Consider the following 17,317-nt stretch of genomic DNA (forward strand, 5'->3'; position numbering starts at 1 on the left):
TGGTATCCCTAATGATATGTTCACAGTGTTATTTGCACTGTCTCGTACTGTTGGTTGGATTTCACATTGGAAAGAAATGTTAGATCAACCAGGCCACAAAATTAGCCGTCCACGTCAGTTATACACTGGCGAGTCTGCTCGTGAATTTGTGAGTGTTGATAAACGTTAAATTGTTGTTTATCAATTAATAAAAAAGCGCCGAAAGGCGCTTTTTTATTTCTGTTTTTAATCACAACTCAGGACAGAAACTAAAGATTACAATACTAGTTGGTTTGAAACTAACTGATTTAACCGCGTAACTGTTTTAATCATTTTTGATCATCCCCCCCTAAAAATAGCTTATTTCAAAAATAGTGTTTTCTCGGACGATTGATACAGGTTTTTTCAGCATTAAATCAACCGAGAAAGTATTCTTTCTATTTAATCATTGTTTTCTCAATTGAATTAGCATTAGATGTAAGCAGGTTGTATTTGAAGGAAGAAATGACTGAATGAAAAATATTATTTGCGACATTGATGGTGTGTTACTCCATGACAACAAACTAATCCCAGGAAGCGACAAATTTATTCACCGCGTACTTGAACAAGGCAATCCGCTGGTTATCCTCACTAATTATCCCGTTCAAACTGGTAAAGACTTACAAAATCGACTTGGTGCAGCAGGGATTAATGTGCCTGAAACCTGTTTTTATACTTCGGCCATGGCCACTGCTGACTTTTTGAAGCACCAACCTGGCACCAAGGCTTATGTCATCGGTGAAGGTGCGTTGACTCATGAGCTCTACAATGCGGGCTTCACCATAACAGATATTAACCCAGACTTTGTCATTGTGGGTGAAACTCGTTCTTACAACTGGGACATGATCCATAAAGCGTCTCGTTTTGTGGCTGGCGGTGCACGCTTTATTGCCACCAACCCAGACACCCACGGCCCAGCTTTTAGCCCAGCATGTGGCGCATTATGTGCTGCCATTGAGCGCATCACCGGTAAAATGCCATTTTATGTGGGTAAACCCAGCTCGTGGATTATCCGCTCTGCGTTAAATCATATTCAGGGGCATTCTGATAACACTGTGATTATTGGCGATAACATGCGTACTGATATTCTGGCAGGCTTTCAAGCAGGTCTGGAAACCATTCTGGTCACCACTGGAGTGAGCCAAATGAGTGATATAGACAAAGAACCTTTCAGACCGAATCATGTGTTTGCATGTGCCGGTGATATCGACGTCGTTTAATCAGCAACCTTGATACATAGATAGTGTCGATACAATAGCGGTGTAAAATAGCTAATCTCGTTGGTGCACTATTGATTCACGTCAACAAGATCAACTGGTTAATCAGCTGAATATCTAATACACAATTTACATTAGGTAACACAATTCCAAGCCAGTGATCTTGTTTTCAAGCACTGGCTTGCTTCATTATGCTTGTCTGAAATAAAAACGAATAACAATAACAGGACATAGCATGAAACGATTGTTTCCTTTTTGCGCCATTGCTTTACTGTCAGCATGTAACGGCGATGATGCGAACCACACTTCAAGCGACGATGTTATTCCGCTTAAAGTGACTGCGGTAACCTTTGATGAACAACGCTTTAGAACCGATATCAAAACATTATCGTCAGATAAATTTGAAGGTCGTGCGCCAACAACCCAAGGTGAAAAACTCACCCTAGCGTATTTGTCTGCTGCCTTCACCCAAATGGGGCTTAAAGGCGCTTATAAAGGGAGTTTTTTACAACCAGTTCCAATGGTGAGTTACACCGCAAGCGAACAACAACAAGTTACTTTAGCTGGCATGGATTTGCAGTATCGCCAAGATATCGTGTTAGGCAGCCGTCACGATAGTAGTCAGGTGAGTATTAAAAATGCGCCATTAGTGTTTGTTGGTTACGGTATTAATGCGCCTGAATATGGCTGGAATGATTACCAAGATCTCAACATGAAAGGCAAAATTGCCATCATTTTAGTTAACGATCCAGGCTTTGCACATCCTGAAGGTGCCAAGTTCAATGGTAAAGCGATGACTTACTATGGCCGTTGGAGTTATAAATTTGAAGAAGCCAGTCGCCAAGGCGCGTTAGGCGCAATTATCATTCATGATACTGAGCCAGCTTCTTACCCTTGGTCGGTAGTTGAAAACAGCTGGACCGGTGCTCAACAAGATTTAGTTCAAAGCAAAGCAGAACAAGATCAGCGTGTCCGAGTTGAAGGTTGGTTAACTTTAGACAGTGCTACAGCCTTGTTCGATAAAGCGGGCCTGTCATTAACGTCATTAATGGATCGCGCCGCCACCAATTCACTCAATGTCGATTTAGCCCAAACAGCTAGCATTGAATTTGCTAATAAAGCCGAATATGCCGACAGCTATAATGTGGTTGCGACGTTAGCTGGCAGTAAACAAGCAAATGAGCAGATTTTATTCACCGCCCATTGGGATCATATCGGTACAGATGAAACCAAAGACGGTGACCAAATTTATAATGGCGCATTAGATAATGCCACAGGTACAGCCGGTATTTTAGAAATTGCCCGCCAATTTGCCCAGCAAGCTAAACAAGGTCATGGCTTAGCCCGTTCATTAACCTTTATTGCCACTACTGGTGAAGAACAAGGCTTATTAGGCTCACGTTATTATGCCGCTAACCCAATTTATCCAATTGATAAAACCGTGGCAGTATTTAACCTCGACAGCACCAATATTTATGGCAAAACCAAAGATTACACTATTGTCGGTAAAGGCCAATCTGAGTTGGAAAACTATTTAGACCGCGCCGTGGCTAAACAAAATCGAACCAGCAAAGGCGAGCTAAACCCTGCATCAGGCGGTTTTTTTCGTTCGGATCACTTCAGCTTTGCTAAATTAGGCGTGCCAGCAGTATTTGCCGGTGGTGGTAACGAACCACTTGATGAAGCTACCGCACAATACAAAACGGCAATGTTGGTCAAAATGAAGGGCTGTTACCATAACGTTTGCGATCATTATCGTCCTGAATGGGATTTATCCGGTTCATTAGAAGATTTAGGCGTGTATTACCAAGCTGCGGCAGAGTTAGGTAATAACCAAGATTGGCCAGGATACTTTACCGGTTCTGAATTCAATCAATTACGTCCTGCAGATTAATACCGCACCACCCTATTCCTTCCCCCCAAGCAAGGATTGGCACATCATGTATTTGATGGGCTTTTTTATTGGTATTTAACTATTAGTATCAGTGCTATTAGTATCTGGCCATTAATCTTTGTTTCATGAGTATCTAATAAGCCTCTAGATAAACGTGACTTACACTTTACTAAATTCATTTAGCGCTTCGATGGCTAAAGCGGCCTTTTCTGTTTGCACAAAAATATGGTCATGATAATAAGCGGCAATCACATTAGCGCTTATGCCTTTTTCGGTGAGCTTATTGGCTACGGCGGCCGTTAAACCAACGGCATCAAGACTAGAATGCACCGTTAAGGTAATGCCTTTAAATACTGATTCAAAAGACAAGCTGCCCTCTATAGCTGCCGTTTTGGTTAATACTAACGTCAACCCTTCTGATTCGCAAAAGGTCGCAAGTGGCGATAAGCTTTGATAATCACCATATTGGCCGCCTGGCACTGAGCAAAAAACGTATTCGTCATCTAGTAATACCGGTGACATCGATGCGAGTAGTGCCGTTAAATTTGTTTCACCTACCATACTTTTTCCTTAAATATGTTTCCGTTATAAAGCTATTTTATTAATTACGATCTTCTGTTGCAGTAAAAGTGGCAGCCTTAATAAAATGTGGCTTAACTTAAATGCAGCTTTGCTGCCTGCCACACATAAGTGACCAATATAAGTGACTAACAGAAGTGATCAACATAACCCTATCCAGTCTTAATACACTTAACAAGTAGGCATTGATTGGGTGACCTATCTCCGAGTGAATTGAAGCCCCATTATCGCGCATCAACATGCCACGTAAGCGCTATTATGACTAGGTTAACGCCGTAAAATGACCATTAAACCCCATATTTGTTCAAATAAACATCAAGCGCACAGCATTAGTGCAATTATAGATTTTAGTGGTATTTGATTATGAAATCTTAAAAAAAATAGCCATAATTGCAATAAAAATAAAGATACACCAACAAAATAGCCATTTAAATACGTATTATACAAACAAAAAGATATTTAAAAGAGATAAAATCATTAAAATAGCCATATTTCTGATGTTATCTCAAAAAACAAGCTTGGCAGTTAACCAAAATGCTGGCAAAGTAGGAACCAGATAAAGATTAGCCAACGCTGCTGGAGCCGTATTATGTGTTCAATATTTTCAATTTTAGACATCAAAACTGATGCAAGCAAACTTCGCCAAGTGGCGTTAGAAATGTCAAAACTGCTGCGTCACCGCGGCCCAGATTGGTCTGGCATATATGCTGATGACAAAGCAATTTTAGCTCATGAACGTTTATCGATTGTTGACGTTGACCACGGAGCGCAACCGCTTATCAGCCTTGATGGCAACATAGTGTTAGCCGTAAACGGTGAAATTTATAACCACAAACAATTGAAAGCTCAGCTAGGTGACAAATACCAATATCAAACCAACTCAGATTGCGAAGTGATCTTGTCACTTTACCAAGAATACGGTTGTGACTTTTTAGACAAACTGAACGGTATCTTCGCATTCGTACTGTATGACAAAGCCAAAGGCACTTACTTAATCGGTCGCGACCACATGGGCATTATCCCACTTTATACAGGTCTAGATGCATCTGGTAACTTCTACGTTGCTTCTGAAATGAAAGCATTAATGCCAGTTTGTAAAACGGTTGCTGAGTTTTACCCAGGACAGTATTTATATTCTGCAGACGGTAAACCGACACAGTATTATCACCGTGAATGGCGCGATTTTGATGCCGTTAAAGATAACCCAGCTAGCATTGAAGAATTACGTGAAGCATTAGAAGCTGCGGTAAAACGCCAGTTAATGTCTGATGTTCCTTACGGAGTATTATTGTCTGGTGGCTTAGATTCATCAGTGATTTCTGCCATTACACAAACATATGCAAAACACCGTATTGAAAACGACGGCGAAACCGGCGCATGGTGGCCACAACTGCATTCATTTGCCGTAGGGTTAGCTGAGTCTCCAGATTTAGTCGCAGCGCAAAAAGTGGCTGATGCCATTGGCACAATTCATCACCCTATTGTGTATACCTTCCAAGAAGGCTTAGATGCAATTAAAGAAGTGATTTATCACTTAGAAACGTACGACGTAACCACTATCCGTGCGGCTACGCCAATGTATTTAATGGCACGTAAAATTAAAGCCATGGGCATTAAAATGGTGTTGTCTGGCGAAGGTGCTGACGAACTATTTGGTGGCTACCTATATTTCCACAAAGCGCCAAACGCGCAGGCGTTCCATGAAGAATTAGTCCGTAAGCTTGATAAGCTGCATTTATTTGATTGCTTGCGTGCCAACAAGGCTATGGCAGCATGGGGACTTGAAGCACGTGTGCCTTTCTTAGATAAAGAGTTTATTGACGTAGCAATGCGCATCAACCCTGAAGCGAAGATGTCTAAAGATGGTCGTATCGAGAAGCACATTTTACGTCAAGCGTTTGAGCACAAATTACCAAAAGAAGTGGTATGGCGCCAAAAAGAGCAGTTCAGTGACGGCGTAGGTTACTCGTGGATTGATGGCTTAAAAGCTCATGCGGCAGAAAACGTAGATGACGTGCAATTTGCAAACGCAAAATTCCGTTTTCCATACAACACGCCAGAGTCGAAAGAAGCCTATTTTTACCGCAGCTTCTTTGAAGAGTTTTTCCCATTAGCCAGCGCAGCTGAAACAGTGCCAGGTGGAAAAACAGTAGCGTGCTCAACCCCTGAAGCGCTATTGTGGGATGCAAGTTTACAAGGACTTAACGACCCATCGGGCCGCGCAGTTAAAAACGTTCACGCTAGCGCATATTAGCATTACGTGTCCTGCTCCTAAAATGTAAACGCATTTTAAGAACAGATGGCATTAACAGAAAAGCACACCAATTAATGGTGTGCTTTTTATTGTAAAATAATTACATTCTAAAATCGTTCATATATAACTAGTCATTTTCTGACATTTTTTTATTGAGATGAATAGTGCCAGTTTCTTTTCTCTTTTTGATTTTTATGTTGATAAGTTCCACCGTTAACGAGAATGCCATTGCAAAATAGATGTATCCTTTTGGTACATGGAAATCTAGTCCCTCAGCAACTAAAGTGAATCCGATTAACAATAAAAATGACAATGCGAGCATTTTAATCGTCGGATTTTCTTCAACAAATATACTGATTGGTTTGGCGGCGAACAACATCACAATGACAGATAAAACGATAGCAATAACCATAATCGATATATTATCAACCAAGCCAACAGCAGTAATGACTGAATCTAATGAAAATACAATATCGAGAATCGCGATCTGAATTAACACTGAGTAAAAGCCAACTTGTGCAACACCATGAGTTGATTCAGTCGGAATATCAAAGCTCGTATGAATTTCATGAGTTGATTTGGCTAATAAAAATAAACCGCCAAAAATTAAAATCAAATCACGGCCTGAAATAGCATTATCTAGCAAGGTGAAAATAGGCTCTACGAGTCCCATGATCCAAAATAAACTTAATAGTAGACCTAATCTAGCTACCATCGCTAAACCTATCCCGATAAGTCTTGCTTTATCTCTTTGATGAACAGGTAACTTTCCAACCACAATCGAGATAAAAATAATATTATCGATACCGAGTACAATCTCGAGTGCTATCAGGGTTAAAAGCGCCACCCATGCTTGCGGATCTGCTATCCATTCGAACATATACTACCTCTATAATTGAATTACATTGCCATAGGTTACTCTCGCAGAGAATCTACATTAGTCAAAAATCAACCACAATAGACAACATTCGTTTTGTGAAAATATATACCTTCTAACCATTTATTTTAAATTTGCTATGAATGATTTTAAAAGTTAGTTTTAATAAATAAACTTCATTTATATTGAGATACCATGACAGACATCAGCATTTTCAATCTTGAGATGACCGACAGCAGTCAATTAAAACCTAAGCACGATGCCGACGGCCTAACTGTGGTTGAGGCGAAAATAAAACAATATCAATTCAATCGATTTTTATATCAATTTGTGGGTGCAGCTTGGGAGTGGACAGATAAACTTGCTTTGTCTGATAGCCAATGGCAAGAATATAGCGAAGCGGATAATTTGCATTTGTTCGTTGCATATAAAGATGGTGCACCAGCAGGTTACTTTGAATTACAGCAGCAAGATGACGCGACAGTCGAAATTATGTATTTTGGTTTAGGAGAGCGCTTTATCGGTAAAGGCTTTGGTGGCTATTTACTGACTCAAGCCATTGAACAGGCGTGGTCGCTGCCTAACACCCGCCGAGTTTGGGTGCATACTTGCTCGTTAGATCACCCAAGCGCATTACAAAACTATCAAGCTCGCGGGTTTAGCTTATTTAGAACAGATACCGAACCCAGAACTAACCCAACTGCGGTGTAGCTCAATACGATATTGTAGTAGTCAACAATTATAGATTAACGCCCTACTAGCGTTTTTTACGCGCAATGGCGCGTTGTTGTAACGTTTTCAGCAATGTGCTTTTTTGTTGTTCATCCATATTATGCCAAGCCAAAATTTCATCGAGCGAGCGATAACATCCTAAACAGACATCCCGTTCATCTAAACAACATTGCCTCACACAAGGTGAGGCAATTAGATCGTCGTTATTCTGACCATATCGCATATTCATTACCATTTACGTCAGTAAAATGAAAACGTCTACCACCAGGAAAACTGAATATAGCTTTAGTTATTTTGCCACCAGCCTGAATTATTTTTGCTTCTGAGGCAGCTAAATCTTCGCTATAAAGCACAATTAACGGACTGCCTTTTGCTAAGCTAAATTGACTGTCTGCTTGATAAAAACCACCATCAATTCCGACCTGCAAAAAACAACTGTATTGAGGACCATAGTCTTGAAACTGCCAACCGAAAACCTGAGTAAAAAAGGCTTTGGTTGCGATGAGGTCTTTCACGGGTATTTCTAAATAATTAATACTATGATGTTGACTCATACTCACCTCTGTTACTCAGTTATATGGCTGACAGTGCCACAAAAATAATAAGATTGTAGATTAACGTTATTGCTGCAGCAATGCCGCTACGGCACCAATAATACCGCCGAACACACCACCCCACACAACTAACCAACCCAGATGGGTTTTAATCATGTCTTGAATGATTTGTTTCACTAATTCTGGCGTAAGTTCATTTAAACGCTGTTCCACAATATTGGCCACTTTAGCTTGCATGTCTGCGATGACATCCGGCTTTTCAAGCTCATTAACTAAAATAGCATTAAACTCTTCACTTTGAGCCAGTTCAACTAACGACAGTTTCATTTTTTCAATAAACGGCTCTTTCAGTGGGATCAACGCCTCGGTACCACCAAACATCGCTAACATGCCACCAAACGATGACTTTTCGATAGTCGACACTAATGCATCAAATGATGGCGCTAAATCAATCTTTTCAATCACAGGGGTTAAATCAATACTGCTGGCGCTGCTGGTTGTCAAAAAGCGATCGATATTCTCTTGAGTAAAAAATTGCTGCATCATTAAATGTTTAATGCCCGCTTTAAACTCTTCAAATCGTGATGGAACCACACCGGAACCATATAAACCGGGGACTTTTTCAAACAACATATGGATTGCTAACCAGTTGGTTAATGCACCCGACAACGCAAATAACCCTATTGTCATGACAATTTGTTGTTGTAACACATACCCAACCAGCATGAAGATAGCCGCGATAAGGTTGGTTAATACGCTCTTATTCAATCTCTTTTCCTTAACATCTATGGTGAAAAAATAATAAAAAACCTCAGCTATTTTATCAGAAATAACTGAGGTCTACATAACTCATCGTTCATATCATCACAGGCTTACTTACTATTGATAATGGCAAGTAAATAATGCGGATTAATTTACGCTGAACAACTTAAGGATTCGGCTTCAATAGGCAATTCTGAATTGTGATGGTTAATCAATAATACCCCAGTACTTTGTGCTAATAACTGGGCCTTTTGATACATTTGACTCACAATATCATGCTGCTGATACTGTGGTTTTACAAACACATCTTCCAAATACCACACTGGAGCAAGGCGCAATGAAGAAAACGATGGATATAATTGAATAAAGCCCACCATTTCATCTTCTCTGATAGAAACAAAAATCATCGAATCATTTTCGGCTAAGCGATGCTTCAAAAAATGATGACACGCAGGAAAGTCAGAGGGTTGTTGTAATTGCTGTCGATATTGATCAAATAGCATGCTCAACGGTTCTAAATCGATGCTCGAAGCAAGACGAATTTGCATTTCTCATCCTTGAAAGTAAGGTTAAATACCGCGTATGGATATCGCAAGCATCATATCTATTGAATGATGGTATAAAACCATCTAAATTAAAAATTCATCTTACTATAAGTGTCTAACACATAAAACAAAATTAACTTACAGAAATAGTATAAATATAAAACCCATTAATTACATAAGCTTAAAAAAACCTAACATTAATGAGTTTAAATATAAAAGAAGCAATTTTCCCTAAAAAATAATCATCCATAAAGAACGATTTTTTGGTAAAATAGCCAGATATCACCACTGTTTTCAATCAAGATTAGCCCATATGACCTCATTTTTCGCGCAATTGCGCTCAGCAATGACATCGCGCGCTCGTATTCTAAAGTTAGCACTTTATGGATTAACTGTTTATCTATTGGGTTGTGCTGTTCTTGGTGGCTTAATTCCATATATTGCCAAACAGCAAGTACCAACGATATTAACCGAACAATTAGGCAGAAACGTTACCCTACAAGATATAAGTATTAACCCATTTACGTTAGAACTAACGGTATCGGGTTTTGCGATCAATGAGCTTGATAGCCCGCAAACCTTTGCGTCCTTCGCTACAGCTTATGGCAATATTCAATTATGGCAATCAATCACTTCTTGGGCGATAGTGATTGAAGATATCCGTTTACAACAGCCCACGATTAGCGTTGCGCGTTCTCAAACAGCCAATCAACAAGTTGTATTTAACTTCAGTGATATTATTACCCGCCTAAGCCAAAATACTCAGCCAGCGCCAACCAGTACTGAACCGACTATTATACCGGCGATAAACATTGCTAACATTCAAATCCAACAAGGCGTGTTTACCCTAGACGACAACGTCACAGATACCCACATTAATTATCCCAATATCAATGTGTCATTGGCACAATTCAATAGTTTGAGTAGCGCATTAAACGACAAGCAAGACCAAGTAAATCGTTATAACTTACGCATAGAAGATCAATTCAAAGGCTCGGTCGCACTGCAAGGACAATTTCAATTAGCACCGCTATCGATAGAAGGCGATGTAAAAGTTACTGGAATTGATTTATCGCGTTACTGGTCTTTTGTTGATCAACTGTTTGCGATTAACTTAGCTGAAGGCACACTGAGTCTGAACGGACAGTATGCTGTGACGTTGCAAGATAAGAACCTAACACCTATTAGCCATATCAATGTCACCAAAGCAAAGATAGTGATTGATCGTTTCAAAGCACTACATCAGCAAGATGAAAAAATCGCTATTGATTTACTAGCATTAAATAACATCAACCTAGATAGCCAGAAAAGGCGCGTTAGCATTGGTGAGTTCCATACCGAAAAAGGTAATATTAAGCTCAATATCACTCCAACAGGTGCTGATCTGGTTGCTTTATTGCTGCCTAAAGACACTGAGCTGACAAAAACCTTAGATACCTCAAGTTTATCTTCTACAGCCTCAACGACTACCGAATCTGCTATTACCGAATCAGCTACTACAGACACGACAGATTCAGAGACTGCCGGTTTAGGTAATGCTGATTTAGAGACGGCTAACTCAGATGGTCCAAAAGCTGACAGCATAAATGTGGCTGATACCATTGCTGATAAAGCTATCGAGACAGTGAAACAAGTCACCACTGAGCTCAAAGCAAAAGCAGCTAGCGATGCAACTGAAAAAACAGATACAGATGCAGAGCCACTTTTAGCGCAGCAATCACCACCATCAGCGACACAAGTTGCTACAAAAGAAGCGACGGCTGAGTCAGGCTCACAAATTACTCAACAAAATACAGCAATAGCGGCAGACTCCATCGAGGCTGACTCTCCTTGGTTAGTCACACTAGACAAAATCAGTATCGCGCAGTATCAAGTTAAACTGGGTGAAGGCATTGCCAGTGATAAGATTATTCTTTGGCAAATCGGCCCAATTGACCTCACTACAGGGGTAATAAAATCAGATCTATCCAGTCCGATTGATTATCAATTTTCGGCTGAAATCAATCAACAAAGCTTATTAACATCAACAGGGCAAGTTGATGCATTAGCGCAAACCGTGAATGCTGAAATCGACTTTAGTAATATGTTGTTATCACGTTTACAACCTTATATTGCTCCTTACATCAATATCACTATTGAAGATGGCATGTTTTCCACTAAGGGCATTTTGCATGCAGACGCTAAAGACACGTTAACCTACTCTGGCAGCGCAAACATCAGCCAATTACACATTAACGATAACGTGTTAAAGCAACCTTTGCTGACATGGCAAACTATGGACATCAACCAGTTATCGTTTGATCGCCAACAAGCTAACATTGATATTGATGAAATAAACGTTGATAAGCTGTTTAGTCGCCTGATTATCTTACCTGATCGCAGCACCAATATTAGCGAGTTAATCAACACTCCTGCTGATATAAAACAAACCACTGCTAGTGTTGAGACAGATAAAGCTGCTGTTAGTCCAAGTAAAGCTGACCAAGCGACCTTATCGGCAGGTAATGAGCACCCCGTCGATGCTCCGCAAATGAAGCTCAACATTAATAAGATTGGCTTTACAGACAGCTCGGCCTTCTTTGCTGATAATTCGTTGACGCCCAATTTTGCTTCGGGCATTGAAATGCTTAATGGTCAGATCACCAACTTATCATCAAACCCAGAAACCACCGCATCAGTGGATTTAGCCGGCAAAATAGACAAATACGCTCCGGTGACATTAAAAGGTGATGTTAACCCGTTATTAGCACAGCCTTACCTTGACCTTAACTTGAACTTTGACAAAGTAGAGCTCACCTCGGTTAATCCATATTCTGGCACTTATGCTGGTTATTATATTGATAAAGGCCAACTGTCATTGGACCTAACCTACCAGCTCAAAAACAATGAATTAGTTGGCAGTAATCATGTAGTGATTGATCAACTCGAGCTAGGTAAACGCAGTAACAGTAGTTTAGCAACCAGCCTACCTGTTACATTAGCGATAGCATTATTGCAAGACCGACATGGCGTAATTGATTTAGGCGTTGATGTGTCTGGAGACATTGATTCTCCTAGCTTTAGTTTTGGTAGCATCATCATTAATGCATTAGGCAATATCATAACCAAAGCGGTTACCTCACCATTTTCATTCTTAGCTGGCCTTGTGGACAGTGATGAACAAATAGATAAAATCAGTTTTGAGTATGGGCGTAGCAACATCTCACTTAAACAAAAAAGTACTTTAGACAAACTGGCTAAAGCGTTAATAGACAGGCCGCTGCTTAATCTGAATATTAAAGGCAGTGTTGACTTAATTAACGATAAACAAGCATTAGCTGAAAGCAAACTGCATAAACAACTGGCTAACACTGCGGGGATAAAGTTCAAAGATTTCCCAAAGAGTATATCAGCCAGTACATACCCTGCTACGGGGCCATTAGCAGATGCATTGTATCAATTGGTTGAGCAAGAGTTATCGCAGGACCCATTAGACATAAAACAAAAGTTACAGCAGAAAAAACCAGAACTGACTGAAGCAGAGCTCATTACGCGCTGGCACATTGGCTTGTACAATATGCTTAAAAATCATCAACAGTTTACTGCAGATGAATTTGGCCTTTTAGCTCAAAAGCGTGCTAAGGCGGTTAAAGCCTATCTAATTGCTCAAACAGAGATTGATCCAGGAAAAATATTTGTGCTTGAAAGCCGTATCAACACCGCAGAAGATGCCGCTGAAGCATTGCTTGAGTTACAAGTAAAATAACCTGTCTGTGGCTGTTAACCGCTATCGACATCGGGTAGACTGCGCATACATTGCAAACGAGTAATAACAAGCGTTTGCAATCATGACGTATCATTAATATTGTTAAGATTGAGGTTATCTATGTTTATCGTTCGCTGGATTTTAGGTCGAATTATTTTGTTGTTAAATTTTGTGTTTGCTCCTAAAAAGCGCCAACGTCCGCAAGATCAACAAGCTATTGTCGATCAACAAACTCAATCATTGGCATTGTATCAATACGCCGCCTGCCCTTTTTGTGTCAAAGTTCGTCGTGATATTCGTCGCCAAAATTTAACCATTAACTTAGTCGACGCCAAACAAGATGACAACAAAAGCGTATTAGTAAGCCAAGGTGGCAAGCTACAAAAGCCTTGTTTGCGTATTGAGCAAGACGGCAACACCCAATGGTTATATGAATCAAAAGCCATTACCAGCTACCTCAACGAACGTTTCGCATAAAGCACTGGTTATGTCATGTCGCCACTGTTTCTTTCAACACTGTGGCTAACATATTGCTGCATAAATATTTTTAAATCGGCCGATGCTTGTATCAATAAAGGTCATGGCAATATTTTGCAGCATTTATTCACGTTTCATTTAACATCAAAACGAATGAGGTTATGAGTGTCAAAAATCATCTTAATCATCTGCAGTCTCATACTGCTTAGCGCCTGTAGCGCAAGCGAACCTGATCCTATGGACTTTGCGGGGCAGTTTCGCGATGCATTCAGTACTCAAATTAAAGGCAATGGGATTAAATTATTTGTCTATAAAGCCAAATTAGCAACTGCCCTTGATCGCAGCATTCCTGGTGATGCCCCACATGAAAGAAGAATTCGCAGTAAACAAGATGCCCAGAGTTATCAAATTGAACAACGTAACGCTGAGAACCGCCTAGAATTATGGCATCAACAAATTGATCTGGGCCTTAGAAAAACCATCGAAATGAATGGTTATTGTAAAGCCGGTTTTATTGAATTAAGTCGTTATGTTGAAACTGAACGCGGTGAAATTCGTGGCGAATGTAATGACGGTGCTACCGCTGAAGATATCAAAAAATTCGGGGTTTAATTGTTAAGCCAGCGATACGTTAACTGAGATAAAAGATTAGTTAACCTGAATTTGGGATAAAAGAAGAGAATATGATTATAAAGATCATAAGCTTAGAAGTTAACCACTATCAAACTTGTCATTTGTTTTACTAAGAAGGCGAATTGACGCGTCAATAACGGGTCTATTTCAAGTTCATTCAACGCAGTTAGCAAGGCAAAAGACTGTTTGAGAGGCGTTTGTTATCCTGAGTTCAGGTTAATTATTGTCACTGATGGATAAAACACTATATCCAGCTAAGCAATTGAGCTAAAATTAGCATCCAAATTTTCTCGTGATGTTGCCGTTGGCTCCAAGACCAGTGTCATCACGCTCCGATAAACTGTTTATCGTCTAGAATGGTATCAATAGTTTGTCGTTTACAAAGTAAGAAATCAGATGAATAGAAAGCAAGAGATGATCAAAAAATTGGCCAAACGTGCCAAGGCTCGCAAAAATAAAGTTGTGCCATCTAACCCGAGTACTAAAACGGTTGAGCGTTATATTTCTAAAGCTGATCGCGAAAAAATCGCCTTAGCGGAAGCGGCAGAACAAGCGACGACAGCAACAACCGCTGACAACGCAGAAACGAAAGCGACACCAAAAGCAGACAAAGAATAGCTGTAACCTAGCGACTGCTTGTTACACATACCAAAAAGCCCCTATTATGCTTGGCAATTGCCAATCTAATAGGGGCTTTTTAGTGGGTAAAACAAACCCTGTTTAGGGTTGTTTTTATTAACCTTTATGACTTTCGCTTTGTTGACCTAGCTGTTTACATAATGGGTCTTCATCAAGTTGAGCCATCTGAGTTCGACCTGGCATAGGTGATGGTGCTGCAACCATATCAATATTGATCGCATCCTCTTCCAATAGTTGCTTATTGGCACCTGCTGACACTAAACATTGCTGGCTGATTTTATCCACTAATCGATATGCACATAGAATACCTATCACACCAAATATAATGGCCCCGATCACCTGACCAATTAACACCCCAAATACACCACCCCACTGCGCGCCAAAGTACACAAATGGAATGGTACCAATGGTTGCTTTACCGACATTGAAAAAGGTCGAGTATTTGGCCTTACCTAAATTATTAAATGAAGCGTTGGCAATAAACAAAATGCCCGAAAAAATAAAGAACACCGCGATGTACTGACAGAAAAACAAAATAAGCTCTGCCGCATCGCCTTTCATATCAAAACTACTAATAATCACATTTCGTAATAGATACAGTACAAGTGACATCACCAGCACATAAGCTACACAAAATTGAATCGCTTTGGTCAAACTCAATCGAACGCGCTCAATTTCATTGGCACCAAAATTTTGCCCAACTATCGGCCCTACAGCACCCGATAGTGCAAAAATCATCCCGAATGATACTGGGATCAAACGTCCTAGCACCGCCCAACCAGCAACATAACTGTCACCAAAATCAGCAATAGCACGGGTTACCACCGCATTACCAATCGGGGTTGCAACATTGGTGAGCATGGCAGGCGCGGCGATGGCAAAAATAACCCCTAGGTCTTGCTTGAACTCATCAAAAGAGAATCGACCCAACAATTTATGTTTTATCACTACCCCACGGGCAGAAATGACAAACACCGCAATACGAGCAAGAACAGATGCGGCTGCAGCACCTTCAATGCCCATAGATAAACTAAAGATAAAGATAGGATCTAATATGGCATTGACACCGCCACCAGCTAGCGTCGACATCATCGATAGTTTGGCATCACCAACCGCACGTAGTGCGCCGCCAAGCGCCATTGCTAAACAAATAAACGGTAACGATGGCACCAGAATATACAAATAGCTTTCGGCCAATTCCGCTGTGCGACCTGTTGCACCCACTAACGCTAACAGTTCGGGAATAAACGCTATGACAATTGCAGCCACCAGTACACTGGTAATTAAGGTCACTATGGCACTGTTTAAAAACAATCTCTTAGCTAACTTTATGTTTTTCGACCCCACAGCTTTAGACACCAAAGCTCCAAGAGCAATGGATAAACCAATACCTATTGATGTGGTAAAAAATGAAATTGTACTGGCATAACCGGCAGCAGCAGCAAGCTCTATTTCACCGAGCAGGCTTAAAAAGAAAATATCGAGTAAGTCGACCACAAACAGTGCCGAAATACCCACTGCAGCAGTAGAGCTCATCACCAAAATATGGCGTAAAATAGAACCCTCAACAAATTTAGCGGTGGTCATTAGTATCCTTGAGTGTCAATAATAAAAAGCAAACCTCAATCAGCTTTAAGGGCCTTTATCCTAGAGTTTTTCAAGCTCGCTACCACAATGATTACAATACTCAGCATCGTTATCGTGGCCTTTTTTACCACAATTACTGCATTTACGTAAATCACGGGTTCTGACCATTTCATGTGAAATCTCAGCAGTTAAAATACCCGTTGGGATTGCAATAATCGAATAACCAATCAACATAGTGAGTGCAGCAATTCCCTGGCCCAATGGGGTTTGCGGCGTAATATCTCCGTAGCCAACGGTGGTAATAGTCACCACGGTCCAATACATCGACTTAGGAATGGAAGTAAAGCCATTATTAGGCCCTTCGACCACATACATAACCACACTTAACACCATGATAATCAAGCTGACCGAAAAGAAAAATATAAACACTTTACGGCTCGACTGCATCATTGCTTTAATCAATAAGTTGCCATCACTGAGATAGCGCAGCAGCTTTAACACTCTAAATACACGGAATAAACGCAGTACTCTTAGCGCTAATGCCACATTGGCACCAGGGAAAATCAACCCTAAATAACTGGGTAAAATGGACACTAAATCCACTACACCAAAAAAGCTGCGTGCATAGTGTAACCGATTCAGGGAGCAATAGAGCCTTAATATGTACTCAACGGTAAAGAATACCGTAAAGGTCCATTCTGCGATACTAATCTAGTCGCCATACCGCGAGTTAATATGCTCAATGGTATCGATAAAAATCAATATCACACTCAATACAATACACAACATAAGGGTGATATCGAA

Annotated in this window: 16 protein-coding genes and 1 pseudogene; 9 read left to right on the forward strand and 8 right to left on the reverse strand. The window is 40.4% G+C overall.

The genetic code is table 11. The features are described 5' to 3' along the window. From H5202_RS08750 to H5202_RS08760, 3 genes are all read left to right on the forward strand, one after another. Positions 1–169 (forward strand): citrate/2-methylcitrate synthase (locus H5202_RS08750; RefSeq protein WP_272490469.1); only part of this gene is annotated, 169 nt, incomplete at its 5' end. Positions 170–491: 322 nt separating this feature from the next. Next, the gene (locus tag H5202_RS08755; protein ID WP_182771745.1) at positions 492–1,238 is read left to right on the forward strand and encodes an HAD-IIA family hydrolase; all 747 of its coding nucleotides are present in this window, start codon (positions 492–494) and stop codon (positions 1,236–1,238) included. 232 nt (positions 1,239–1,470) lie between these two features. Further along, positions 1,471–3,129 carry a M28 family metallopeptidase gene (locus H5202_RS08760; protein ID WP_182771746.1) on the forward strand — a complete coding sequence of 553 codons (1,659 nt, stop codon included), beginning with the start codon at positions 1,471–1,473 and terminating at the stop codon, positions 3,127–3,129. 159 nt (positions 3,130–3,288) lie between these two features. Here the strand turns inward: H5202_RS08760 and H5202_RS08765 are convergent, their stop codons facing one another. Continuing rightward, positions 3,289–3,690: an ACT domain-containing protein gene (locus H5202_RS08765; RefSeq protein ID WP_182771747.1), complete on the reverse strand. Its 402-nt coding sequence runs from the start codon at positions 3,688–3,690 to the stop codon at positions 3,289–3,291. Between the two features lie 607 nt (positions 3,691–4,297). Between H5202_RS08765 and asnB the strand changes: the two genes are divergently transcribed. Beyond that, positions 4,298–5,962 carry an asparagine synthase B gene (gene asnB / locus H5202_RS08770; protein WP_182771748.1) on the forward strand — a complete coding sequence of 555 codons (1,665 nt, stop codon included), beginning with the start codon at positions 4,298–4,300 and terminating at the stop codon, positions 5,960–5,962. A 127-nt stretch (positions 5,963–6,089) separates the two neighbouring features. On the opposite strand, the gene H5202_RS08775 is transcribed toward asnB, so the two are convergent. Next, positions 6,090–6,842 carry a TerC family protein gene (locus H5202_RS08775; RefSeq protein WP_011637070.1) on the reverse strand — a complete coding sequence of 251 codons (753 nt, stop codon included), beginning with the start codon at positions 6,840–6,842 and terminating at the stop codon, positions 6,090–6,092. A 192-nt stretch (positions 6,843–7,034) separates the two neighbouring features. Between H5202_RS08775 and H5202_RS08780 the strand changes: the two genes are divergently transcribed. Continuing rightward, on the forward strand, positions 7,035–7,550 hold the full coding sequence (locus tag H5202_RS08780; RefSeq protein ID WP_182771749.1) for a GNAT family N-acetyltransferase: 516 nt from the start codon (positions 7,035–7,037) through the stop codon (positions 7,548–7,550). A 46-nt stretch (positions 7,551–7,596) separates the two neighbouring features. Here H5202_RS08780 and H5202_RS08785 read toward each other — a convergent pair whose 3' ends face one another. From H5202_RS08785 to H5202_RS08800, 4 genes are all read right to left on the reverse strand, one after another. Then, positions 7,597–7,800: a DUF1289 domain-containing protein gene (locus tag H5202_RS08785; RefSeq protein WP_443019389.1), complete on the reverse strand. Its 204-nt coding sequence runs from the start codon at positions 7,798–7,800 to the stop codon at positions 7,597–7,599. Beyond that, positions 7,775–8,125 (reverse strand): VOC family protein, encoded by a 351-nt coding sequence (locus H5202_RS08790; protein WP_182771751.1) that lies wholly within the window; start codon positions 8,123–8,125, stop codon positions 7,775–7,777. Before H5202_RS08790 ends, H5202_RS08785 begins: the two co-directional genes overlap by 26 nt. Before the next feature lie 66 nt (positions 8,126–8,191). Then, on the reverse strand, positions 8,192–8,893 hold the full coding sequence (locus H5202_RS08795; RefSeq protein ID WP_011637066.1) for a hypothetical protein: 702 nt from the start codon (positions 8,891–8,893) through the stop codon (positions 8,192–8,194). 146 nt (positions 8,894–9,039) lie between these two features. Beyond that, complete coding sequence (locus tag H5202_RS08800) at positions 9,040–9,435, reverse strand: GNAT family N-acetyltransferase (RefSeq protein WP_182771752.1); 396 nt, start codon at positions 9,433–9,435, stop codon at positions 9,040–9,042. Positions 9,436–9,745: 310 nt separating this feature from the next. Here H5202_RS08800 and H5202_RS08805 point away from each other — a divergent pair, with 310 nt between their 5' ends. The 4 genes from H5202_RS08805 (at position 9,746) to H5202_RS08820 (ending at position 14,905) form a co-directional block, all read left to right on the forward strand. Beyond that, on the forward strand, positions 9,746–13,177 hold the full coding sequence (locus H5202_RS08805) for a DUF748 domain-containing protein (protein ID WP_182771753.1): 3,432 nt from the start codon (positions 9,746–9,748) through the stop codon (positions 13,175–13,177). A 120-nt stretch (positions 13,178–13,297) separates the two neighbouring features. Beyond that, on the forward strand, positions 13,298–13,654 hold the full coding sequence (locus tag H5202_RS08810) for a glutathione S-transferase N-terminal domain-containing protein (RefSeq protein ID WP_182771754.1): 357 nt from the start codon (positions 13,298–13,300) through the stop codon (positions 13,652–13,654). A 165-nt stretch (positions 13,655–13,819) separates the two neighbouring features. Then, a complete protein-coding gene (locus H5202_RS08815; RefSeq protein WP_182771755.1) occupies positions 13,820–14,266 on the forward strand; it encodes a hypothetical protein in 447 nt (148 codons plus the stop codon). Positions 14,267–14,683: 417 nt separating this feature from the next. Further along, on the forward strand, positions 14,684–14,905 hold the full coding sequence (locus H5202_RS08820; RefSeq protein WP_182771756.1) for a DUF2986 domain-containing protein: 222 nt from the start codon (positions 14,684–14,686) through the stop codon (positions 14,903–14,905). Positions 14,906–15,022: 117 nt separating this feature from the next. On the opposite strand, the gene H5202_RS08825 is transcribed toward H5202_RS08820, so the two are convergent. Beyond that, complete coding sequence (locus tag H5202_RS08825) at positions 15,023–16,513, reverse strand: MATE family efflux transporter (protein ID WP_182771757.1); 1,491 nt, start codon at positions 16,511–16,513, stop codon at positions 15,023–15,025. Between the two features lie 60 nt (positions 16,514–16,573). Beyond that, positions 16,574–17,317 (reverse strand): annotated as a pseudogene (locus H5202_RS08830) (ion transporter); the annotation flags it as partial.

Origin of the sequence: Shewanella sp. SG41-4 (genome assembly GCF_014164505.1) — a bacterium.
In the GTDB taxonomy this organism is placed as follows: domain Bacteria; phylum Pseudomonadota; class Gammaproteobacteria; order Enterobacterales; family Shewanellaceae; genus Shewanella.